Raw genomic sequence first — 24,677 nt, 5'->3', positions numbered from 1 at the left:
ATTCTCAATTTTAAAAAAAGAAGTGGTTCTTTTAGGGAACCACTTCTTTTAGCGTTAATCTATCAACATGTGACTGTTAATGTTGAAATTGAGCATGGTAGAGACGGTAATAATACCCTTTTTCCGCTAACAATTCTTCATGAGTACCTTGTTCGACGATTTGTCCGGCATCCATAACCAAAATTTTATCAGCCGCACGGATCGTTGATAAGCGGTGGGCAATGACGAAACTGGTTTTTCCTTCCATCATTTTCAAAAAGGCATCCTGAATTTTCTTTTCTGTCAGTGTATCGACTGAACTGGTGGCTTCATCGAGGATCAGCATCGGGGGATTACTGATCATAGTACGAGCAATGGTCAGTAATTGCCGCTGCCCATCGGAAATCTTGATGCCTTGTTGCCCAATCGGCGTATCCAATTTATCTGGTAACCGCATAACGTATTCATACATATATGCATTTTTTAAAGCATCGTATATTTCTTCATCGGTAGCCGTGTCATTGCCATATTGGAGATTCTCTCTTAAAGAAGCATCGAACAGCCACGTGTCTTGAAGGACCATACCAAAACTCTTTCGTAACGCTGTTCGCTGCAATTGACGAATATCGACGCCGTCTACTCGGATAGTTCCCTGATCAACATCGTAGAAACGCATCAGCAAATTGACTAGTGTCGATTTACCGGCACCAGTCTTTCCGACAATTGCCACCGTTTCACCTGGTTCAGCTGTAAAAGAAAAGTTTTCGATCAGTTTTTGTCCTGGATCATAAGCAAAAGCCACATTTTCAAAGTCGATTTTACCTTTGATTTCCTTCATCGTTTGTGTTGCTGTGTCATCCGCACTTTCTGGCACTTGATCCAATAACTGGAAGGTTCGTGCCAAACCAGCTAATGCAGTCTGAATCTGAGTGGTGATGCCTGACAGTTCAATAAATGGTTTTGAAAATTGGCTAGAATAGATCGTAAAGCTTGAAATCATCCCAACTGTTACCAGCCCCGAGCCTGAAAAGTACAATAAACCACCGACGAAGCCGACAGACAGATAGGAAAGATGGTCAACAAAACGGGAAAGCGGATTGGTCAACGAGGAAGAAAACTGTGCTTTTCGGCCACGAAGGTTTAATTCGTCATTGATCATTTCAAACTGTTCTTGGTTGATTGCTTCTCGTTCAAATGCTTTGACAATTTTTTGATTGCCGATCATTTCGGTAACGAATCCAGAAATTTCACCGACGATCTCTTGTTGACGCGCAAAATCTGCTTGTGATGTTCGTGCCACGATCCAATTGACTAAAAAGATGATCGGTGTTGAAACAAGAACGACGAGAGTCAGTGGCACACTCATCTTAACCATGACTACCAAGGCAATCAGCACGACAGAGATACCGGAGAATAATTGGTTGAAGACAGCAGCAACCGCAATTGAGATATTATCCATGTCATTGGTAAAACGACTGACGATATTCCCGTGAGACGTTTGATCGTAATAACGCAAGGGCAGTGTATTTAAATGAGCAAAACCTTCTTTGCGCAGATCAGCGACAGACAGATAGGCCACTCGATTCCCTAATCGTTGGATCAGCCATTGACTGACAACAGTAACGATCACTACACCGCCAAACAACGCGAGAATGCGATAAAGTTCTTCGAAATGAACCTTGCTAGGACCAATCATTTTATCGACAGCCTGACCTATTTCATAAGTCATAAAAACCGTTGAGATGCCAGCAGCGATCCCTAAAACGACAGCAGTCCAAGTTTCTTTGGCATACACAGCGAGATAGGGGAGGTAGCGGCGGAAGGCAGACCAATCAAATGATTTCTTTTTCATTCTTCTTCCTCCTCTTGAGATGCCACAATTTCTTGATAAGCTTTGGAAGTGATCATCAACTCGTCATGGGTGCCTTTGGCGACCAGATTTCCCTGATCTAACACTAAGATCTGCTGTGCGTCTTGAATCGAACGAACACGCTGAGAAATGATGATGATCGTTCCGCGAATTTTTTCTTTTAAAGCCATCCGCAGATCCAGATCTGTTTGGTAATCTAGCGCACTTAATGAATCATCCAAAATCAATATATCAGGTTTAGCAATAATTGCTCGAGCAATCGTTAAGCGTTGCTTTTGCCCACCAGAAAAGTTCTTGCCTCCTTCAAAAATCGGCGTATCCAACTTTTGCGGTAGTGCTTCGACGAAGTCGCGACTTTGGGCGATCTCTAATGCTTGCCAGCATTCCTCGTCTGTCGCATCTTTTTTTCCCCATTGTAAGTTTTCACGAATCGTACCAGTGAACAGAACCGCCGTTTGAGGAACCATGGCAATTTTTTGTCTTAATTGTTTCAGCGGCCACTTGCGTACATCCTGTCCATCAACGATCACTTTACCAGCAGCTGTGTCATAAAATCGCGGGATCAGTTGCGTTAATGTCGATTTCCCACTGCCAGTTGGACCAGTGATGCCCAAGGTTGTGCCAGAAGCAATCTCAAAATCGATATTTTTTAATGCTAAGCCATAGTTAGGTGAAAAGCGAAAGTCCACATGTTCGAAACGAAGGGCACCTGCCTGTTTTTGTTGATCCATAAAAACCTCAGATAAACTATCATCAATCGACGGTTCTGTATCAAGAACTTCATTGATCCGTGAAGCCGAAGCAGCAGCGCGAGTAAAAATGATGACGAGATTCGATACAACGATCAGTGCCAACAGCATTTGGTTCATATAATTGACCAACGCCAGTACTTCCCCCTGTTCCAAGTTTCCGATGTTCACTTTGAAACCGCCAAAGTAAAAGAGTGCAATAATTCCTAAATTCATAATCATGGTTGTAGCTGGGGTCAATAATGCAGAAAGATTGGTCACACGAATATAGACATTGGTCAAATCATCTGTGGCTTGGTCAAAACGTTTGGTCTCAGTTTTTGTTCGAGCAAAAGCACGAATCACACGAATACCGCTCAAATTTTGGCTGACTAGTTCATTTAGTTCGTCCAAGCGGATCTGGACTTTCTTATATAATGGCACTGTCTTGCTAATGATCCAAAATAAAATGATACAAAAAAGTGGCAGCACACATAAGAAAATTAAGCCCGCTTGCCAATCGATGACAAACGCCATGATCACTGAACCAATACTCAAAAAAGGTGCTCTGACGACTAAACGGATCAACATAGCCAATGCAACTTGCATTTGGTTGATATCATTGGTCATTCGAGTGATCAACGTATCTGTTCCAAATAGATTCAATTCATTGTGGGACAACAAATTGATTTTTTTCATTAATGTATTGCGTAATTCCGTGCCAAAACCTTGAGAAGCAGTGGCTGCATAGTATTGACAGATGACCGCACAGATCATCCCGATGACGGACATCGCAATCATCCAGAGGGTCATTTCAACTACTTTCGACCAATTGTTTTGGCGAATTCCATGGTCCACGAGTGCAGCCATTTGGAGTGGCAAAACCAGTTCAAACACAGCTTCTAAAAACTTAAAAAAAGGACCTAAGACGATCTGTTTACGATAGTCTTTGGCATAGCGTAATAATCCAATCATAAAAACCTCCTGTAAAAATAAAATAGTCAATGAAAGAAAAAATGCATCAGGAGAGGAATTCTCCACTGTGAATTTACGAATAAAAAATCTTTCGTTTCTAGCATATCTTACCATAGTTCCAAACTGAGGGGGAGCAATCAAGAAAGAAAAGAAAGTTTCATTTTTATTTCAGAAACAAACAATTAGTTTTCAATTTTTTTGATAATTATACGATAAATACTGCGTATGATACTTTACTTGGCTATGATCTTTTTAGATTTTTTCAAGGAAAAATCATAGGGAAATTTTTTCGAACAAATTTGCATTAGCATAAAAATTCACAGCAAAAATATAAAATATCTTAAAAAAATAGGCGCTGAAAACAAAATCTGGTACAATCGGGGAGAGTGAAGTAGGAAACATGAAGGAGGCACTATGGATAGAAAGTCGAAATTTAGCAAACAGCGGGCCCGCAAAGCTCGTAATAAGCGCCGAATCATAGGAGGCGTCGTACTTTTTGCGATTGCAGGAGTCTTTTTATTTGCAGGATATACGTATTATGCTGCAAAAAATTCTGTGGATAAAATGTTTAAAGAATCCGCTGTGATCAAATCCAATAAAGAAAAAGACAATTCATTGAAATCAGCAAATGTTGATTCTAAATTTGGGATCCTGTTAATGGGGGTCGACAATGATGCCGAACGAGAAAAGAAAGAGCATCTGGATACGACTCGAGCAGACAGTTTGATCTATATGGTCTATGATGGCGAAAATAAAAAGATCGACATGGTAAGTTTACCTCGAGATATTTGGACAAATATCTACGATGGTACCGGAAACGGGACGGTCGTCAACACGGCAAAAATCAATAGTGCATTTGCGATTGGTGAGGAAGATGCAACGATTGAAACGGTGCAAAACTATTTGAACTTGCCAATTGATTATTATGTCAATATCAATTTTACAAGTTTTGAGAAGATCATTGATGCAATCGGCGGTGTTACCGTAGATGTTCCTTATGACATTAATGAAAAGTATACTTCGGACAATTCTGGTAAAACACTGATTCCAAAGGGCCGACAGTCGTTGAATGGAGAGCAAGCATTGATTTTTGCTCGAATCCGTAAAATGGATACTGACGTGGATCGTGGCAATCGGCAGCAAGAAGTCATTGAAGCAGCCATTAGTCAAGCATTGAAAATCAATAATGTCACAAAATATCAGGAGATTCTTGACTCTGTCAGTGACAATGTCAATACCAACTTTAAGTTTGAAGACTTGGTTTCACTAGCTGGGAATATGCTTTCTGGTTTTACTATCGATAAACATACTTATGAATGGTATGATGGTGAATCTTATGATGGCCAGTCAATCGTTTATATTCAAGATTACTCCTATAATGAGATCCGTAATGATATGCTGAAAGCATTGGGTCAATTAGATGAGACGACATCAGAAAATCAAGGGACGACTACGGATACAAGTACAAACTATTAATGAAATGATGTTCTTTTATAATAGGAAATAATAAAAAAAAGAAACGCTGCGGCGTTTCTTTTTTTTGTTTCTAAAAGGGCCGTTTTTGGCGGTCGTATGCAATAAATTCATAGGTCTTTGAGAAGAGAGTGGTTTTGGACATGTAGTTAGAAAATGATTGATTTTCTTCAAAAAATAGACACTATTCAATTTTTCTAATGAAATTCTTAGAAAAAAATATCTGAATGATTATGAGCTAGAGGAGAAAAAAATGGGTAAAAAAAGAGGATAAAAGCGATTATTCATTACGGATGAATAATGCCAATTTTTTGGCATTGGAAATGATAACTGAGCCACAATGTAAGCGTTTTTAACTCGTTATCATATACATGTACCTGATAAATAATTGTTATTTCTCAGGAAGAAGAGTGATTGATTTCAGCTGAAAAAATCAATAAATAAAAGGAAAGAGGCGAGAGAGTATTTCATTTAGCTAGATTGGTTTTAATGCTTTTTGTGATTTTTTTTGCAAGTGGGATTTATGCAAGTTACTAAACAATACTAAAGAAAGTTGGAGAACAATGGAAAAGAAAAGAGGAATCAGTAAAGTCGGCTTGATTGCCTTAGTAGTCAGTTCATCCATTGGTAGTGGAATCTTCGGTATCACGAATGACTTAGCGATGTCCGCTGCTCCTGGACCTGCAATCATCGCATGGATCATCGTCGGAATTGGCATTCTTGCATTAGTTTTATCATTGAATAATTTAGGCGCCAAACGACCAGATTTAGACGGCGGTATTTTTGGGTATGCAGAAGCGGCATTTGGGAAATTAGGAGGTTTTATCAGTGGCTGGGGCTATTGGCTCTCTGCCTGGCTGGGAAACGTCGCCTTTGCGACAATGCTCATGAGTGCAATTGGTGAATTTATACCCGCATTCAAGGGAGGACAAAACATTCCGTCTATCTTACTAGCAAGTGTTTTTATTTGGGTATTGACCTTTCTGGTGAATAACGGAATTGAGAGCGCTTCATTTATCAACACAATTGTTACGATCTGTAAATTAGTTCCTTTGTTTTTATTTATGGTTATCGCACTGGTTAGTTTTCATGTCGATATTTTCTCAACAGATTTCTGGGGAAATGTCAGCAGCTCACTACAAAGTGGTGCTTCTGTCAGTCTCTGGTCACAGATCAAAGGTTGTCTAATGGTGATGATGTGGGTCTTTGTTGGGATTGAAGGGGCAAGTGTTTTAGCCAATCGTGCGGAAAAACGGTCAGATGCCCAAAAAGCATCAGTCATCGGTTTGCTTTCCTTGCTAGTCATCTATGTGCTAGCTTCCTTATTGCCATACGGCGTCATGTCGCAAGCTGAATTGATGGCGTTACCACAACCAGCAATGGCCAACATTTTGCGCTATATGGTTGGAGAGTGGGGTGCAGCCTTTATCAATATCGGTCTGATCATTTCCATCATTGGTTGCTGGCTGTCATGGACGATGTTACCAGTAGAAACAACCTTATTGATGTCCCGCGATGGGATGCTGCCAAAAAGTTGGGGCAAGGTCAATCGAAAACAAGCACCAAGTTATTCATTGTTTATCACTGCTGCATTGACGAACGTGTTCTTGTTAACGTTCCTTGTGACCGATTACGCGTATCAATTTGCTTATTCGATGTGTACCGCAGCGATTTTGATTTGTTACTTGCTCGTGGGGATCTATCAAATGATTTATTCCTATCAGCAAAAAGACAATAAACAATTGTTTATTGGTGCAGTCGCAACGGCCTTTCAGATCATTGGGATCACATTAGCAGGCTTTGCCTATGTTCTCTTATGCAGCATCGCCTATTTACCAGGATTCTATTTCTACTTACGGGCATGTAAAGAGAACAACTATCAAATCAGCAATAGGCAAAAAATTGTCATGGCTGTGGTCAGTTTAGCAGCAGTATTGTCGATCGTAGCAATCGCTACTGGAATGATCTCAGTATAAGGGGGTTGATTATGGATATTGCTAATTTTGGTGTCGAGGAATGGTTGAATATCTGGGAGAAAAAAGCAACCTATGACATTGCCCAAAGTTCTATCGAAGCACTGACGCTAGAGGAAATCATGGCCTTCAGTGGCAAAACGAGTACAGATTTTTTGAAACGTGTCGCGCAGCAGCCTTTAGATTATGGCTGGATCGAAGGATCGGATCGATTCAAAGAACTCGTCGCTTCATTATACCAACACATGACACCAGCGAATATTTTACAGACAAACGGAGCTACAGGAGCAAATTTCCTGGCACTATTCGCTTTGATCGAGAGCGGGGATCATGTTGTCTCCATGCGGCCAACGTATCAGCAACTCTATGATTTGCCAAAAGCATTTGGGGCAGAAGTAGACTTTGTTGAATTAAATCAAGCAAACTGGCAGCTTGATCTAGCAGTTTTGAAAGCCAAAGTGAAACCTGAAACAAAAATGATCTGCTTAAATAACGCGAATAACCCCACCGGTACGCTATTTGATCAAGAGCAATTACAGCAGATTGTCGCTATCGCTAAAGAAGCGGATGCCTACATTTTAGTAGACGAAGTCTATGCACCATTAACAGAAGAAGGCACATTTTGTTCCATCGTCGATTGCTATGAGAAGGGAATTGCCACCAACTCTTTGTCAAAAACCTACTCAACGCCAGGCATTCGTATCGGTTGGACTGCCGCTAGTGAAGAACTCACGGAACATTTTCGTAAATACCGAGATTATACGATGATTTGTGGCGGTGTTATCGCTGATGAAATAGCGATTCAAGTATTGGAAAACAAAGAGCAGATTATCGCACGAAACAAGAAAATCGTCGCAGAGAATCTTGCCATCGTCAAGCAGTGGGTAGACCAAGAACCGAAAGTGGAATTAATCGTTCCCCATTATGTTTCTACGGCATTTATCAAGTTGAAGATCCAACAAGAGGACTATCAATTCTGTGTGGATCTATTAGAAGAAACTGGGGTCTTGCTTGTTCCGGGAACAGCTTTTGGGGTACCAGGGCACGCCCGCTTAGGTTATTGCTGTAAGAAAGAGACGCTAGAAACTGGTTTGAGATTACTCTCAGACTATTTAAAAAAAGTTTCATAGAAAAAGGGAAACAAATTGTATAGGAATGAGGAGGATGAAAAAATGAATGAACCTATTCACGTTTTTTCAGAGATTGGACGATTAAAACAAGTGATGCTTCATCGTCCAGGAAAAGAATTGGAAAATTTAATGCCGGATTATTTGGAACAATTGCTGTTTGATGATATTCCTTTTTTACAGCAAGCGCAAAAAGAACATGATTTCTTTGCCGAAACATTGCGAAATAAAGGGGTTGATGTGCTTTATTTGGAAGATTTAGCAGCTGAATCTTTGACCTCTACAGGACTCAAGGAACAATTTGTTGCAGAGTACTTGCAGGAAGCAAACATCCAAAGTGAAAATACCCGCAAAGTGATTGAAGAATACTTACTATCGATCTCTGATAATCGTGAACTGATCGACCGAACGATGGCAGGATTGAGAAAAAATGAAATGAAGATCGCTGGTCATCAGAATCTGACCGATCTCGTAGACGATCAGTATCCGTTTCTGATCGATCCAATGCCGAACTTGTACTTTACCCGCGATCCATTTGCTACGATCGGAAATAGTGTTTCCTTGAACCGAATGTATTCAGAAACGAGACGAAGAGAAACATTGTACGGCAAGTATATCTTTAACTATCATCCGATTTTCAAAAAAGAAGCCGAACATCTTTTATACAATCGGGATGAATCCACACGAATCGAAGGTGGCGATGAATTAGTCTTGTCATCAAAAGTGTTAGCTGTTGGGATTTCACAACGTACAGATGTCGCTTCAATTGAAAAATTGGCGAAAAAATTATTTGAGAAAGAACCGACTTTTGAACATGTGCTAGCTTTCAATATCGGTGAAGAGCGTAAATTCATGCATTTGGATACGGTCTTTACAATGGTGGATTATGACAAGTTCACTATCCATCCGGAAATCGAAGGCGAGTTAACGGTTTATTCCATCTCCAAACAAAATGACCAAATCAAAATCTATGAAGAAAAAGAAACATTGGAACGGATTCTTTGCCGCTATCTTGATTTAGATGCAGTGGAACTCATTCGTTGCGGAGGTGGAGATATCACAGCAGCTGCCAGAGAACAATGGAATGATGGTTCGAACACGTTGACGATTGCACCAGGAGAAGTAGTCGTCTATGACCGGAACTTGATCACGAATGAAAAACTAGTCGAAGCAGGGGTCAAACTTAATTACATCCCAGGAAGTGAACTCGTTCGCGGACGTGGCGGCCCTCGTTGTATGAGCATGCCATTTATCAGAGAAGATCTTTGAGCAACCTGTAATTTACAAAAATAAAGACTAACGGTATCATAGGAGGAATGAATAATGGAACAAGTATTTCAAGGAAGAAGTTTATTAGCAGAAAAAGATTTTACGAAAGAAGAAATCGAGTATCTGATTGACTTTTCGATTCACTTAAAAAGGCTCAAGAAAAAAAATATCCCGCACCGCTATTTAGAAGGAAAAAATATTGCCTTGCTCTTTGAAAAAACATCGACTCGGACACGGGCGGCCTTTACGACAGCTGCCATCGATCTAGGTGCTCACCCAGAATTCTTGGGCGCCAATGACATTCAGCTAGGTAAAAAAGAATCTGTTGAAGACACAGCGAAAGTGTTAGGCAGTATGTTTGACGGAATCGAATTCCGCGGCTTCAGCCAGCAAGTCGTCGAAGATTTAGCGAAGTATTCTGGTGTTCCTGTATGGAACGGATTAACAGATGAATGGCATCCAACCCAAATGATCGCTGATTTCATGACGATCAAAGAGAACTTTGGCACGTTGAAAGACATCACGTTGGTGTATGTGGGAGATGGCCGTAACAATATGGCGAATAGCTTGTTAGTTACTGGTGCGATTCTTGGGGTCAATGTTCGAATCTGCGCACCTAAATCCTTATTCCCAGAAGACGATGTCGTTCGTTATGCCAATGAATTTGCCAAAGAATCTGGCAGCCAATTGATGATCACAGATGACACTGCTGAAGGTGTTCGTGGTGCGAATGTCCTTTATACGGACGTGTGGGTATCAATGGGTGAAGAAGACAAGTTCACCGAACGGGTCAATTTGCTAAAAGACTATCAAATCAATATGGATTTGATCAAAGCGACAGGTACACCAGACGACCGCTTGATTGTTTTACATTGCTTGCCTGCCTTCCATGATACGAATACTGTCTACGGAAAGAAAATCGAAGAAGAATTCGGGATCAAAGAAATGGAGATCACTGATGAAGTCTTCCGCAGCAAATATGGCCGTCAATTTGAAGAGGCTGAAAATCGGATGCATTCGATCAAAGCAATCATGGCCGCTACTTTAGGAAATCTATTTATTCCAAGAGTGTGAGAGGACGAGGGATACCATGACGAATAAAAGAACAGTAGTCATCGCATTAGGTGGAAATGCGATCTTGACCGATGATCCTAGCGCAAGAGGGCAGCAACAGGCGCTTAGACAAACAGCCAAACATTTAGTATCTTTGATCAAACAAGAGATCCAAGTAGTGATCACCCATGGAAATGGACCGCAAGTTGGGAATCTCTTATTACAGCAACAAGCAGCAAACTCTCCCAAAAATCCTGCGATGCCATTAGATACCTGTGTCGCTATGACTCAGGGAAGTATCGGTTATTGGTTGCAGAATGCATTAGAAGAAGAATTAGCAGCAGAAGGCTTATCAACAAAGGTAGCAACGCTGGTCACTCAAGTAGTAGTCAGTGAAAAGGATCCAGCATTTGCCGATCCGACAAAACCAGTAGGACCTTTCTTGACTGAAGAGCAAGCCCAGCAGATGATGACAGAAACCAATGCGATCTTTAAAGAAGATGCCGGTCGCGGTTGGCGCAAAGTCGTTGCCAGCCCGAAACCGATCACAATCCATGACCAAGCCAGCATTCGTGCATTGGTCGACAACGATTTTATTGTCATTTGTGCAGGTGGCGGAGGGATACCCGTTACTGAATCAGGACAAGGAGTCGAAGCCGTGATCGACAAAGATTTTGCTTCAGAGAAACTGGCAGAGGTCTTGGAGGCAGAAGAGTTGATTATTTTGACAGGTGTCTCTAAAATTGCCTTAAACTATGGAAAAGACAATGAGCAATGGTTAGACCAAGTCAATTTGACAGAACTGGAACAATACATCCAGGAAGGTCACTTTGCGCCAGGAAGTATGTTGCCAAAAGTTCAAGCAGCGATGGATTTTGTACAGGTTAGCAAAAACAATGTTGCGATCATTACCTCGTTAGAAGACCTAGCTGATTTTGATCACGAAACAGGGACTCGTATCATTTCTGATTAACTGGCAAACAAAGTATTGGAGTGATGGATATTAGTGGAAACATGCGAGAATACGTAAAAGACAATTTTGATTGTCTAAAAGTGCTGACGCAAGAAAACAGGGAACGATTGGAAGAAAATATGTATTACCGAACCTTTCCTAAAGGGCAGATTCTATTCAACGATGGAGATTTGCGTGATCGTATTTTTGTTCTATGTAGCGGACTGATTCGTATCGAAAAAAATGATCAAACCGATTCTTTCTTTTATACGGATTTCATCAGTGAAGGTGAACTGTTTCCGGTAAATGGCCTTTTTGAAGCAGCGTGTTATGACTTTTCTGCCATTGCGGTGACAGAGATCGAAGTCGCGTATGTGGCAACTGCTGTTTTGGAACAATTGATGGTAGCGGATCGAGAATTATTGAAAATGATCGTTAAGAAACAAGGTCGAGTACTGGAACAGCAAGTGACCAGAATGCAATACTGTATTACTTCCAGTGCCCATGATCGTGTCATCAATACACTAGCGATCCTTATGAAAAAGCATGGAAAGCTAGATGAGTCTTGGTATATTCCTTATCCGATCATGATCAACGATCTTGCGAAATTCAGCGGTACGACGAGAGAAACGGTTAGTCAAGTGCTGAAACAATTGATCAAACAGAAAAAAATTTCCTACCAATATAAAGAATTGATATTTATCGATGATGCGTTTTTCCAATTAGATGAATAATAAAAGCACTGTGACGACAATCATTAAAGGGTGGGATCGATTTTCCAAACAACTACTGTGGCAAGCAGCTGATTTACGGATGATCGATCTCGCTTACTTTTAAATGACTCGAGTGTCCATCAGTGATAATTTTTTGAATGCGGATACATGATGTATCCGCAGATAATGGATAGAGTAGAAGCAGGTGATCATTTTGAAGAAAAACCAGCGACAAGCGATTATCAAGCGTTTGATCCTCAACCAAGAAGTAGAGACACAAGAAGAATTGATGCGCTTATTGAACGAACAAGGCGTGTGTTCCACACAAGCGACCATTTCAAGAGATATGCGGGAGTTGAATATCGCAAAAACTTATACGAAAGAAGGCAAAACGAAGTATACGATGATTGCTACGGCGGAAGCAGATGTGACCGAAAAGCTGAAGCTATCGATGAATGAATACTTGAAATCAATTGAACAAGTGGAGTTCATCACAGTGATCCATACTGTCAGCAATGGGGCAGATGTTATTGCGAATTATCTAGATGAAATGGATCTTGAAGGGATTGTTGCCACGATGGCTGGCTTTGATGTATTATTGATTCTCTCGCCATCTAAAGAGCAAGCCACACAGTTGATTCATCATTTAGAAAAATATATCGACTAGCGGCGACGATGCCCATCACCAATGCTTGACCACCATTGCCTCTCGGCACGAACAAGCATGGAACAAATGAATACAGAATCAACCAGAGACAAAAAAGCAACGCGATTCACTCGGAACGACAAGCCAGAGAATGACAGTTACTGTCGCAATCCTCTCACTTGTAGCCAGCTTTCGAAGGAGAATGCAACGCTCACTTGTCTCTTTTTTTGTATTAAAAAAGTTAAATTCTATTTCTGGGCCTCGTCAGCGCTAAGCGCAATTGTTTTCCTCCTCTATTGGAAGGTGCTATTCTTAAATAAGCAGAAGGAAACACTTGATAAAAGTGGACAGAACGGAGACATAGAAAATGAAAGAGGCCGATCAAGAAAAACGACAGGCACGAGGGATTGTCTTAGTCACGCATATTATTGCAGCAGTGGTCAAAATCATTGGATTTCTTTTCAGCGGCAGTGCGGTGTTGATGAATGAAAGTATTCATAGTGTCATTGATTGTCTCAATCAGGGATTACTAGCAATCGGCGAAAAACGAGCACGGCGCGGCCGAAGTGAACTTTACCAATTTGGTGAGGGGCGCGCGACTTATTTTTTTAGTACGGTTGTGGCAATGACGGTCTTTTTCGGTGGCGGCCTGTTGGCAATCATGGAGGCAAGTCAGGATCTTTTGGATCCTACCCACGAAGTGGAGAACATCCAACTAGTTGCAGCCATTCTTTTTGCTGGTTTTTTTATTGAAAGTTCAGCAGTCCAAAGTGGATGGCAAGAAATCAAAGAGCAAAATACGGATAAACAGCCGTTGATCGCTTTTTTGAAAGAAAGCCGAGAGAGCGAGATCCTTTTAGGCTTTACAGAAGACTTGTTTGCATTGATCAGTGTGAGCATTGCATTGGTGGGTATTTTATTGACAGCAATCACCAACAACCCCATCTTTGATTCTTTAGGGGGTGTCATTGGTGGGGTCCTTCTAGTGATCGTAGCTGGTTTTTTAGGGAAAGAATTTTATAGTTTATTGATCGGAGAGAGTGCTTCGAAAAGTGATCTGAAAAAAATTCGTCAAGTATTATCATCTAGGGAAGTAGCTGAAGTGATTGACCTGCGTACTCTGCATTTAGGTCCAGATGAATTACTGATCGTTGCTGAATTGACGATTTCTCCTAAAACAACTTCGAGTGACTATGAGGTGATCGATCAATTGGAACAAGAAATTCGCACGGTATTAGCTCCGAAAAAAACATATATTTACTTAGAGACAGAAAGACAGCAGCAAGAACAGGTAAAAAAACCGATTCCATGAGGGGAAGAAGACCTCAAAGGAATTGGTTTTTTTACTAAGCAGTGGTTAGTTTTCCTCTAGATGATAAATATCTGGGGTTAAATGATCTTCTGCTACTCTCAAACCCGTTCGTAGTATTTCAAATGAATACTTGCGGCAAGCTGATTTCTTCAAGAGGATCACTTCTTTTTCTGGGTTGACTTGGATTGAATTGGGTTGACTTAAAACGAATAAATTCAGGTGGAAAAGCGCGAGCGAAAGAAATTTCTTATTAAAAAAAGTTGTTATTTTTTTATTTATTTCACAAGGAAAGGGATTGCTCTATCAGATTTATTTGTGAAAAGAAATCGGAAATCTTGATTCTCTTTATTTTAAATTCAAATTTACATAAATTTTGTTCTTTATCTTAATGATATTGATATTTTTCAAGCAAAATAATTTACCTGCCTTTTATTCCATGATAACTTAAAGATAGAAAGATAGTTTTTTTCACAAAGTAAACATCCTTATCTGCAGACACCCTTTTACGAAGTACCCAGATCTCCCTTTCTAAAACCAATGATTTTCAATTGCTGTGTTCCAATCAACTCGTAAAAAACTTGTGGAGGCGTTTTCCCATCTGTATTCGCATTCGATCAAGATTACAGACACCCTCACAACATACGAAAGAAGCAATCCTTGCTTGATTTTTCCGTTTTGTCAATCATACGCCCTGACTCCAAGCACAAGTGACACAACTTTACTTGAAGCCATAATTTGTCATGGACAAAATCTCACTATAAAAACAGAGCTATAGACATAGAAGATACTTATACAAGGAGGAGAATAGATGGAAAATTTTTATCAACGAACACCGACAGAAACACTTGAATACTTTCATTCAGATCAGACGAAAGGGCTTAGTAAGCAAGGCGCAAAAGAGGCGCTAGATACATATGGTGAAAATACGATTCAGCAACAAGAATCGACCTCCCCTTGGAAATTGTTATGGCACAATTTAAATAATCTGATCGTTTATTTATTACTAGCCGCCGCATTGCTCTCTTTTGCGATGGGAGAAAGGATAGAAGGAATTGCTGTGTTGATTGCGGTGGTAATTGCCGTGATGACTGGTTTTGTGACAGAGTTGCGTGCACAGAAGTCAATTGATTCCCTTCAGGAAATGATTTACACTACCGCAAAAGTGATTCGTGATGGGCAAGTGATGGAAGTCGAATCTGCTGCGATCGTTCCAGGGGATATTCTCGTTTTGGCAGAAGGTGATGCGATCGCTGCCGATGCACGTTTGCTGGAAAGCCGCAATTTAGCCTGTATTGAGTCCGCATTGACGGGCGAGTCCGAAGCTGTCGAAAAAAATGCGGCAGAACAATATGATGAAGACGTCCCTTTAGGTGATCGCCGCAATGTTGTTTTTGCAGGAACAGCAGTGACAAGAGGAAATGGCTATGCCGTCGTTACAGCCACCGGGATGAAAACGGAAGTCGGAAAAATCAGCGATATGCTGACTGGAAACAAAAGCGCGAAAACGCCTTTGGATATCGAGCTGGATAAATTAGGGAAAGCCATCATTATTGCGGCACTCTTTGCCGCCGTGACGGTCCTAATTGCAGGTCTTCTAACGGATCAGCCTTTGGTAGAAATGCTGCATATCTCGATCATCCTTGCAGTAGCAGCCATTCCAGAAGCAATGCCCGCTGTCTCAACCATTACTCTTTCTCGCGGCATGCGGATCATGGCTGAACACAAAGCATTAGTCAAAACCCTCTCAGCGGTTGAGACTTTGGGCGCTACGAGTATCATTGCCAGTGATAAAACCGGGACATTGACAGAAAATCAGATGACGATCGCTGAGATCATTCTAAGTAATGGAGAGCAATACACTGTGACCGGTAATGGGTACGAACCGACGGGGAGCTTCCATAAAGAAGGACAAGAAATCTCAGTCAATGAAGAGCCAGCACTTCAAGCGATGATTGAAAACGGTGCACTATGTACGTCCGCTTCTTTGAAAGAAACGGATGGCCAGTTTGAGGTCCTAGGAGATCCAACCGATGGAGCGTTTGTTGTATTAGGAAAAAAAGAAGGCATCGATCGTCAAACACTGATGGATCAAGGCATTGAAAAAATCGCTGAGCTTCCTTTTGATTCAGAAAACAAATTTATGATCACCGTCTATGAAAAAGAACAGCGAACGTTGATCATGAAAGGTGCACCGGATGTTTTGATCGAGAAAGCTGCCGTCGATCCGTCTGTGAAAGAGCAGTTGAACGACATCAATCATACACTAGCTTCCAATGGGCAACGAGTGATTGCGGTGGCACAAATCAGTAACTATCAGGGTGGTTTGTCGGAGTCTGAGCTGACAGAATCATTGGATAATTTAGAGATCCAAGGTTTTGTTGGCATCATTGATCCCCCACGAACAGATGTTAAAGAAGCTGTCAAAATCGCTCAAGAAGCGGGGATTCGTGTCAAAATGATCACAGGTGATCACCCGCAAACAGCCTCCATGATCGCACAAGAAATTGGTTTGATCGATTTTGATAAGACGATGACGGGAAAAGAGATCGACGCCTTGGCAGATAAAGAAGCGTTTAATGAACGGATCGAAGAAGTGGCTGTATTTGCTCGGGTTTCGCCGGAAAATAAACTTCAACTAGTCAAAGCACTGCGGGAAGAAGGAGAGATCGTGTCAATGACCGGTGATGGCGTGAATGACGCTCCTGCTCTTAATGGTGCCGATATTGGGATCGCGATGGGCATTCGCGGCACGGAAGTAGCTAAGGAATCTTCTGATATGATCTTGACTGATGATCGCTTTGGGACGATCGTCGACGCAATCAAAGAAGGAAGAATCATCTTTGACAATATCAAAAAATACGTTTCTTTCCTTTTTTCTTGTAATATGGTCGAAATCGTGACAATCTTTCTAAGTGTCATTTTTCTTCTTCCCATGCCGATTCAACCGCTGCATATTTTGTTCTTGAATCTAGTGATCGATATCGCTCCTGCGATGGCGTTGGCCTTTGAACCTGCAGAAGAGGACCTGATGAAACGTCAGCCTCGTTCCAAAGAAGACAGTTTGGTCAATAAACGATTCTTAGGTCGAATTATTTTAAGCGGGATAGTGATCGGATTGACGGCATTTGGTTTTTTTAGTTTTTTGATACAAACAAATCATGAATTAGCTTATGCCCAGACCGCTACGTTTACCTTTATGGCGATCGCACAACTGATGCATATTTTTAATGTTCGCAAGCAAAGCGGATTTGGATTAGACAAGTCTTTCTTTAAGAATAAACCGTTGATCGGCGCACTGATCCTTTCGATGGGATTGCAGTTGTCAGCTGTTTATCTCCCTTTCATGAATGAATTATTAGGGACTTCACCATTGCAAGCTGGCACATGGGGAATCATTTTCTTAGCGGCTAGTCTTTCCACACTGGTTGTAATGGGATTAAAAAAAGCCTTTCAGTTGAAGTGAAAAAAACAGCAAGAAAACCAACGATGATGTTGGTTTTTTTGTTTGCTTTTTGTCTATCGCAGGAAATTATTTACAAAAGCAAGAAAAAAAGTTATTATTGACGAGTCAACGATTGATGAGTCAATTATTAGAGAGGAGTATTCCATGCAGCTAAGAGAAATCAGCCGCCTGCTTTATCAGTTGAAAATTGCCAATCAAGAATTGACGGCAACTTTTGAAAAAAGCACCGGATTCAGTCTGACCCGATATGAATTAATGATGTTCATCAAAGAAAATGGACGTTGTTCGCAATCTGACTTACAGACTGAATTGAAGATCGATAGTGCAGCAGTTACAAGACATCTAAAAATTTTAGAACAAAAGAATTATGTAGTGCGGGAAAGGAACAAAGACAACAATCGTGAAGTCTTTGTGGAAATAACACCTAAAGCCAAACAAGAGCTGTCTGCTTGCGAGAATCACCAAGAGAAGGAAGCATTCGCCCTATCGCTGACCGAAGAAGAAGCAGCTGCGTTTTTGCAGTTGTTGAATAAATTAATGAAATGAAAGAGGCTACTAATATGTCAACCAATAGAGTAAACAACGATTTTTCAGATATCACTTTTGGAAGAAAATCCGTCCGTGTCTATGATGAGACGGTCAAAATCTCTCATGAGGAAATGTTAACGATGATTCAAGAAGCAACGACTGCCCCCTCATCTGTTAACATGCAACCATGGCGTTTCGTTGTCGTTGAAAGTGCTGAGCAAAAAGCAAAACTAAAACCACTGATCCGCTTCAACACACGCCAAAACGACACATCGGCAGCCATGATCTTGATTTTTGGTGATTTAGCTTGTTATGAATACGGGGAAGAAATTTACAATCAAGCAGTTGAAGCAGGAAAAATGCCGGCAGAAGTCAGAGACCAACAATTGGCAACGATCATTCCTTACTACAAGAGCTTCACGAAAGATCAAATGACCTCCATCGTAAAAGTTGACGCCAGCTTAGCGGCAATGCAGCTGATGTTAGTCGCGCGTGCCCATGGCTACGAAACGAATCCAATTGGTGGCTTTGAAGCAGACCAATTAGCAGAGGCTTTTGATGTCGATCCAGAACGCTACGTTCCAGTTATGATTCTATCAATTGGTAAAGCTGAAGAATTAGGCTATGAATCCATTCGTTTGGATGCAGAAAAAATCACGACATTTAAATAAATCTACTCTTACTTTCTATGTGGTCTTCCGTTTGTCTTTGTGTTCGCTAGAAGCATGAAGGACGGAAGATTGCTTGGTTTACTTTATAATAAAGAAAACCAGATTTAAAAAAGGAGGAAGCAAAATGTCCACTATTACTATAGGTTTAATCATGTTCGTTGCACTTGAATTTCTATTTATCATGTATTTGGAAACTTTTGCGACTACTTCAAAGAGAACACAACGGGTTTTCAATTTATCAAAAGAAGAATTAGAACGCCCTTCACTGAATACATTGTTCAAAAATCAAGGAATCTATAATGGGTTAATCGGCATCGGCTTGCTCTATAGCGTGTTTCTTTCCGCTTCTCCTGTCGAATTGAGTCGCCTGCTTTTGATTTATATCATTTTAGTTGCTCTGTATGGCAGCATCACTAGTGACAAAAAAATTATATTGACACAAGGCGGCTTAGCAATCCTTGCATTGATAGCAACTTTTTTCTGATTTTTGAAAGATAATCAAAATGACCTCTCACAGTTATGTGTTCCATTAAATGATGGAACCGTTGCTAGTGAGAGGTTTTTTTGTTGATTTCATTTGTTAAATGAGAGGACAAGTTTGCACTTGTCGTAAAAAATGATAGGATAAAGCTAACGATACAAACCTAAAAGAATCGGACTTTTACTCAGCGGTTTTCTGGACGTAAACTGGTGGCCGCGAAAAGCGCTTTGACTAATATTGGTGTCAGGATCACTGCTGTGATCACTTCAGAAACGCCGTTAGTCACTGCAATAGCTCCTAATGTGACAAACAAAGCGGAAGCATCAACACCATAGGTAGTTGCCACCAAACTAGTGTACAGGGTTCCCATCAACGTTAACACGAGAACCGTGTTGGTAAGGGTACCAAAGATGGCTGCAACAATAGAAGCAAGGACGACTTTCTTTGTTTTACGATAGAGCCAAGTAAACAATATACCAGCGACGAGACCTACTAAGACCCTTGGCAGGACTGAGATGATCGGATTAGTGAATACTGTGATATCCAAAGGGGTCGTAGGGGAAGTGAATGCCCGAATAATCGTGAAAATCCCCCAAACCAAGCCGATAAACATCCCATCTTTCGTTCCTAAAACAATGGCAGCAACAATGACCGTGATATGAATGATCGTCAGACTAGTGATGCCGATAGGAATAAAGCCAAGGAAAGGTATCATAGTTTGTAAGATAATGATTGCGGTTAGAATTGCACGGATCACTAAACGATACGTTTTGTTTTTTGTGTTCATGAGAAAACACCCTTTCTTATAGAATGACAGTCGTGTCATTTTTATGTTAGGATGATTATACAATAAAATGACACAGGTGTCATTAATAAAGTGAGGTGGAAGCATGAAAAAGCCGATCGAAGAAAAAAAACGGCAAAAACGAGAAGCGATTTTGGAAAGTGCCAAAGTAGTATTCAGCAAGAAAGGATTGATCGATGCGACGATGCAAGACATCATCGAAGAATGCGGCATTAGTCGCGGCGGGATCTATCTGTACTTTCAATCGGTGGATGCGATTTTCTTAGAAGTGCTGCAACAACGTTCGCAACGACGGTTTAATGAAGTTCGAGCAATGATCAAAGCGAATGCTTCTTTCGAGACTATCTTGACGAAATATTTTGAGGATCATAAATACCGATTGCTTCATAGCATATCCGACAGCATGCTGCGAGCGACGTATGAGTATTATTATACGCATAAGTCAGTTGAGACGAGTTCGTTGCAGCAAACGCAGTTGACTGAGACGAAACGCACGATCCAAGAGATTTTTCAAGTTGGGGTCGCGCAAGGTGTGATTGCCGATCGGAATCTGGAAGCAATCGCGGAAAACTATATGTTTGTTATAGAAGGTCTGGGTATTTTAGCTTTGACGGGTCATATTCAAGAAGAACAAATCGATCATCAAATTCAAGTGATGCGAACACTGTTGCCGTACCAATAAAAGATTTTAGAAGCTGTGATAGAAGATAATACAAAAAATGGAGAAATAGCCTTTCTCAAGTTCGATTGAGATCGAACGATCTCTGGACTTTTTTGTAGTGAATTCTTTTGTTACGGCTTTTTTCTACGGCTTTTTTTCTACGGCTTTGTAATCTTTTTGAAATCAAGAACGGTTTGTATCTTACAGATACTGCTTGATTTCATAAACTCACCAACTTAGATGTCTTTTCGAAAAGTGATCATAATGGAAGGTTGAGTGTTTTTTAAGAAACTATCGAGAATTAAAAAACAAGTGATTTCACTTGTAATGAAAATGTAAACGGAAAATCAATTGGGTTGTGAATAGGAGTATGTTAAAATGATAAATGTCAAATAAATGTAATTTGATGATCAAAATTGACGAATTGGAGGAGAAAATGAAAAAGAAACTTGCATCATCTTTGTGCATTTGTGCAATAGCGCTGACAAGTCCTGTCATCCCAACCGCCGTGTTCGCCGATGATTACGATCAATTGATTCAGCAAAAAAATAACGAAGTAGCTGAATTGAAACAACAGCATCAATCGGTGCAGACACAAATAGATCAGTTAACAAATGAAGTGTCTGACATCAATGAACAAGCAGCTGAATTAATCGCTCAGCAGAAAAAACTAGGGAATGAAATCAATGATTTAGAAAAAGAAGTGACTGATTTGGAAGCACGGATCGAGAAACGACAAGTAGCGATCCAGAATCAAGCACGAGACACTCAAGTCAATGGGAAAAGTGATCGCTTTATTTCCGTGCTTTTGGATTCCGAATCTTTCGGTGACTTTGTTCAGCGGTTCCACGGAATGACGACGATCGTCAATGCCAATAATCAGATGATCCAACAGCAACAAGCGGACCAAGCAGCTGTTAAGACAAAGAAAAATGAAGCAGAAACCAAAATGGCGGAAATGCAGCAAATGCAAGGCCAGCTGGAAGCCCAAAAAGGGAAGCTGGCGTCCAAGCAAGCAGATCTGAATGTCTTGCAGACAAACCTTGCTTTACGGCAAGCAAATAAAGAAAGTGAAAAGGAAGCATTGCTCGCTCAAAAAGAAGCCTATGAGGCAGAACAAACTCGAATAAGAGAAGAATCAGAGCGGGTCGCAGCAAGACAGCAGGCAGCAGCTGAAGATCAGCTCATACCAACGACTACCGAGTCTTCTGAAAATTCTTCGATTTCTGAAGCTGATTCTTCTGAAACCGAACGTTCTGCTCAAGGAGAATCCACTGATGTTCAAGGGGATATCCAAGAAACACCACCAAATAATGAAATAAGCCCCGTAACTACTCCAGATTCTTCTTCGACGGCAGCAAGTACGGAAAGCAGCAGAAATCCTGCTCCTCAGCCTGCTCCTAGCTCTAAGCCTGCACCTCCGACACCATCTGCGCCAATTGGGAACGTTGGAGCTGCGATCGTAGCAGAAGCTTACAATCATCTCAATAAGCCGTATGTCTGGGGAGCAAAAGGACCAGATAGTTTTGACTGTTCAGGATTTACCCGTTATGTCTATTTACAAGTAACCGGAAAAGATATCGGTGGCTGGACAGTACCGCAAGAAACTGCTGGTACAATGATTTCTGTTAGTCAAGCGCAAGCTGGTGACTTACTGTTCTGGGGTGCTGCCGGCAGTACCCACCATGTAGCCATCTCTTTAGGAGGCAACCAGTACATTCATGCCCCTCGTCCAGGACAGACAGTTTCTGTGGGGAATACAGCATACTACACTCCGAGCTTTGCAGTTAGAGTCAATTAATTATTTTATCTTTATAAATACTTGATCCAGTGGACTGATTCTCATTGAACCCAATGCGCAGAATGAATCAGTGCTAGTAGAAGGAGAGAAAAATGAAAAGCAGAAAACAGATCCGCAAAGAGTTGCAACGGCAAAAACGCAGTCAATTGTACCGAAAAGGAGCAGCTACCACTACTGCTCTCGTTAGTTCGCTGAATTTAGTACCGGTTAGTGTGCTCGCAACTTCTGTTGAAGAATCGAATGACACAGGTGTACAAGTGGTTGAACAGCCTACGGTAGCTTCGTCGGATGATACAGCCGATTTACACGATTTAGTAAATGAATCACAAGCGAGTCAAGCAACAACCACCGAGGATACTGGAACCGAAACACCGTTGACTGAGGACACAGATTCCACAGTATCATCAAGTGAGTCAGCAACCAGCGAGTCTTTAGAAGAACCTCTAGGAACGGAGCCTGCCAGTGACGCTGATTCTGCAGAATCGACAAGTGAGATCCCAATGTTGTCAGAGGCAGAGCGAATTGCATTAGAAACAAAGATTATGCCTTATATCGATCGTGTGATGGCAAGATCTAATACACAACAAGCCTTCATCCAGCAAGTAGGACCAATGGCGCAACAAGTAGCAAGTGTCAACGATCTTTATGCCTCCGTCATGATAGCACAAGCGATCCTTGAATCAGGATGGGGACAATCCACACTTACGACACAAGCAAACAATATGTTTGGGATCAAAGGTTCATACAATGGTCAATATGTTGAGATGCGAACAATGGAAGATGATGGCAACGGCAATCTTTATGAGATCGTTGCAAAATTCCGCAAATATCCGTCTTTAAAGGAATCATTTGAAGATAATGCCCATGTCTTAAAAACGACTTCTTTTTCACCAGGCGTTTATTTTTACAGTGGGGCTTGGAAATCCAATACCTCTTCCTATCGTGATGCCACACAATGGCTTCAAGGAAGGTATGCGACAGATACGACTTATGCCAGCAAGCTGAATAATTTGATCGAAACCTACAATTTGACACAATTTGATTCCGCGACCGGTGGCGGCAGCGGGAATGGCAACAACACCAATAATTCAGAACAAACCATCAACAAGCAATTCAAAACCACGGCAGCGCTGAATATTCGTTCAGATGCTTCAACCAGTGCCAGTGTAGTGGGGTCATTAGCCAACAATACGACCTTCAAAGCAGTGGCCCAAAAACAAGGAACCAGTGTTAATGGCAACAGTACTTGGTATCGGGTGGAAGGCAAAGGCTGGGTCAGTGCCGCGTATGTTACTGAGGCAGGGTCCAACAATAACAGCAATAATTCAGAACAAACCATCAACAAGCAATTCAAAACCACGGCAGCGCTGAATATTCGTTCAGATGCTTCAACCAGTGCCAGTGTAGTGGGGTCATTAGCCAATAATACGACCTTCAAAGCAGTAGCCCAAAAACAAGGAACCAGTGTTAATGGCAACAGTACTTGGTATCGGGTGGAAGGCAAAGGCTGGGTCAGCGCTGCGTATGTGACGGAAGTAGGATCCAACAATAACAGCAATAATTCAGAGCAAACCATCAACAAGCAATTCAAAACCACCGCAGCGCTGAATATTCGTTCAGATGCTTCAACCAGTGCCAGTGTAGTGGGGTCATTAGCCAACAATACGACCTTCAAAGCAGTGGCCCAAAAACAAGGAACCAGTGTTAATGGCAACAGTACCTGGTATCGGGTGGAAGGCAAAGGCTGGGTCAGTGCCGCGTATGTTACTGAGGCAGGGTCCAACAATAACAGTAATAATTCAGAGCAAACCATCAACAAGCAATTCAAAACCACCGCAGTTTTGAATATCCGTTCCAATCCATCAACTAGTGCTAGTGTCGTAGGGTCATTAGCGAACAATGCGACTTTTAAGGCAGTGGCCCAAAAACAAGGAACCAGTGTTAATGGCAACAGTACCTGGTACCGGGTGGAAGGCAAAGGCTGGGTCAGTGGTGCCTATGTGAAAGAAGTCAGCAGTACCTCTAGTTCTAAGACATATACCGTAAAATCAGGAGATACCTTATGGGGAATTGCACAGAGCTATGGGGTCTCAATCAATCAGCTGATGCAATGGAACAATATCAGCGGCTCATTGATTTTTGTGGGACAACGATTGATCGTCAGCAAATGACCCTAATAATAGGCAATAGATAGAAA

General features: G+C 41.3%; 19 protein-coding genes. 16 read left to right on the top strand and 3 right to left on the bottom strand.

From position 1 onward, the window contains the following. Nucleotides 1-76: 76 nt before the first annotated feature. Together IGJ45_RS10965 and IGJ45_RS10960 are read right to left on the bottom strand one after the other, a co-directional pair. Entirely contained in the window at nucleotides 77-1,831 is a 1,755-nt protein-coding gene (locus IGJ45_RS10965) for an ABC transporter ATP-binding protein (protein ID WP_103299508.1), read from the bottom strand. Beyond that, nucleotides 1,828-3,552, bottom strand: a complete 1,725-nt coding sequence (locus IGJ45_RS10960; protein WP_349703867.1) for an ABC transporter ATP-binding protein — start codon at nucleotides 3,550-3,552, stop codon at nucleotides 1,828-1,830. Before IGJ45_RS10960 ends, IGJ45_RS10965 begins: the two co-directional genes overlap by 4 nt. Before the next feature lie 414 nt (nucleotides 3,553-3,966). Here IGJ45_RS10960 and IGJ45_RS10955 point away from each other — a divergent pair, with 414 nt between their 5' ends. The 13 genes from IGJ45_RS10955 (at nucleotide 3,967) to IGJ45_RS10895 (ending at nucleotide 19,216) form a co-directional block, all read left to right on the top strand. After that, nucleotides 3,967-5,028 (top strand): LCP family protein, encoded by a 1,062-nt coding sequence (locus tag IGJ45_RS10955; protein ID WP_081131461.1) that lies wholly within the window; start codon nucleotides 3,967-3,969, stop codon nucleotides 5,026-5,028. Nucleotides 5,029-5,588: 560 nt separating this feature from the next. Then, nucleotides 5,589-7,001: an arginine-ornithine antiporter gene (gene arcD / locus IGJ45_RS10950; RefSeq protein ID WP_156247929.1), complete on the top strand. Its 1,413-nt coding sequence runs from the start codon at nucleotides 5,589-5,591 to the stop codon at nucleotides 6,999-7,001. An 11-nt stretch (nucleotides 7,002-7,012) separates the two neighbouring features. Then, nucleotides 7,013-8,128: an aminotransferase gene (locus tag IGJ45_RS10945; protein WP_021150069.1), complete on the top strand. Its 1,116-nt coding sequence runs from the start codon at nucleotides 7,013-7,015 to the stop codon at nucleotides 8,126-8,128. Between the two features lie 42 nt (nucleotides 8,129-8,170). Continuing rightward, nucleotides 8,171-9,394 carry an arginine deiminase gene (arcA, locus tag IGJ45_RS10940; RefSeq protein ID WP_029486596.1) on the top strand — a complete coding sequence of 408 codons (1,224 nt, stop codon included), beginning with the start codon at nucleotides 8,171-8,173 and terminating at the stop codon, nucleotides 9,392-9,394. A gap of 51 nt (nucleotides 9,395-9,445) precedes the next feature. Continuing rightward, a complete protein-coding gene (gene argF / locus IGJ45_RS10935; protein WP_349703888.1) occupies nucleotides 9,446-10,468 on the top strand; it encodes an ornithine carbamoyltransferase in 1,023 nt (340 codons plus the stop codon). Between the two features lie 16 nt (nucleotides 10,469-10,484). After that, nucleotides 10,485-11,420 (top strand): carbamate kinase, encoded by a 936-nt coding sequence (gene arcC / locus IGJ45_RS10930; RefSeq protein ID WP_349703866.1) that lies wholly within the window; start codon nucleotides 10,485-10,487, stop codon nucleotides 11,418-11,420. Between the two features lie 23 nt (nucleotides 11,421-11,443). After that, the gene (locus IGJ45_RS10925) at nucleotides 11,444-12,133 is read left to right on the top strand and encodes a Crp/Fnr family transcriptional regulator (RefSeq protein ID WP_156232261.1); all 690 of its coding nucleotides are present in this window, start codon (nucleotides 11,444-11,446) and stop codon (nucleotides 12,131-12,133) included. 184 nt (nucleotides 12,134-12,317) lie between these two features. Continuing rightward, nucleotides 12,318-12,779 (top strand): arginine repressor, encoded by a 462-nt coding sequence (locus IGJ45_RS10920; protein ID WP_225585845.1) that lies wholly within the window; start codon nucleotides 12,318-12,320, stop codon nucleotides 12,777-12,779. Nucleotides 12,780-13,125: 346 nt separating this feature from the next. Further along, the gene (locus tag IGJ45_RS10915) at nucleotides 13,126-14,070 is read left to right on the top strand and encodes a cation diffusion facilitator family transporter (protein ID WP_349703865.1); all 945 of its coding nucleotides are present in this window, start codon (nucleotides 13,126-13,128) and stop codon (nucleotides 14,068-14,070) included. A gap of 808 nt (nucleotides 14,071-14,878) precedes the next feature. Then, nucleotides 14,879-17,533 carry a cation-translocating P-type ATPase gene (locus IGJ45_RS10910; RefSeq protein ID WP_349703864.1) on the top strand — a complete coding sequence of 885 codons (2,655 nt, stop codon included), beginning with the start codon at nucleotides 14,879-14,881 and terminating at the stop codon, nucleotides 17,531-17,533. Nucleotides 17,534-17,677: 144 nt separating this feature from the next. Further along, nucleotides 17,678-18,079 (top strand): MarR family winged helix-turn-helix transcriptional regulator, encoded by a 402-nt coding sequence (locus IGJ45_RS10905; protein ID WP_060813924.1) that lies wholly within the window; start codon nucleotides 17,678-17,680, stop codon nucleotides 18,077-18,079. A gap of 14 nt (nucleotides 18,080-18,093) precedes the next feature. After that, nucleotides 18,094-18,732 carry a nitroreductase family protein gene (locus IGJ45_RS10900; protein ID WP_034704225.1) on the top strand — a complete coding sequence of 213 codons (639 nt, stop codon included), beginning with the start codon at nucleotides 18,094-18,096 and terminating at the stop codon, nucleotides 18,730-18,732. A 124-nt stretch (nucleotides 18,733-18,856) separates the two neighbouring features. Further along, a complete protein-coding gene (locus IGJ45_RS10895; RefSeq protein WP_005470923.1) occupies nucleotides 18,857-19,216 on the top strand; it encodes a DUF1304 domain-containing protein in 360 nt (119 codons plus the stop codon). Nucleotides 19,217-19,397: 181 nt separating this feature from the next. Here IGJ45_RS10895 and IGJ45_RS10890 read toward each other — a convergent pair whose 3' ends face one another. Then, nucleotides 19,398-20,000, bottom strand: a complete 603-nt coding sequence (locus tag IGJ45_RS10890) for an ECF transporter S component (protein WP_349703863.1) — start codon at nucleotides 19,998-20,000, stop codon at nucleotides 19,398-19,400. Nucleotides 20,001-20,103: 103 nt separating this feature from the next. On the opposite strand from IGJ45_RS10890, the gene IGJ45_RS10885 reads away from it, so the two are divergent. From IGJ45_RS10885 to IGJ45_RS10875, 3 genes are all read left to right on the top strand, one after another. After that, nucleotides 20,104-20,700, top strand: a complete 597-nt coding sequence (locus tag IGJ45_RS10885; protein ID WP_003126028.1) for a TetR/AcrR family transcriptional regulator — start codon at nucleotides 20,104-20,106, stop codon at nucleotides 20,698-20,700. Nucleotides 20,701-21,115: 415 nt separating this feature from the next. Continuing rightward, nucleotides 21,116-22,480: a C40 family peptidase gene (locus IGJ45_RS10880; RefSeq protein ID WP_349703862.1), complete on the top strand. Its 1,365-nt coding sequence runs from the start codon at nucleotides 21,116-21,118 to the stop codon at nucleotides 22,478-22,480. Nucleotides 22,481-22,572: 92 nt separating this feature from the next. Further along, nucleotides 22,573-24,651, top strand: coding sequence for an SH3 domain-containing protein (locus IGJ45_RS10875; protein WP_349703861.1), 2,079 nt, complete (start codon nucleotides 22,573-22,575; stop codon nucleotides 24,649-24,651). Nucleotides 24,652-24,677 lie beyond the last annotated feature (26 nt).

The organism is Enterococcus sp. DIV0574 (assembly GCF_051711125.1).
Classification (GTDB): Bacteria; Bacillota; Bacilli; order Lactobacillales; family Enterococcaceae; genus Enterococcus_D; species Enterococcus_D gallinarum.
This window is presented reverse-complemented; position numbering and strand designations above follow the sequence as displayed.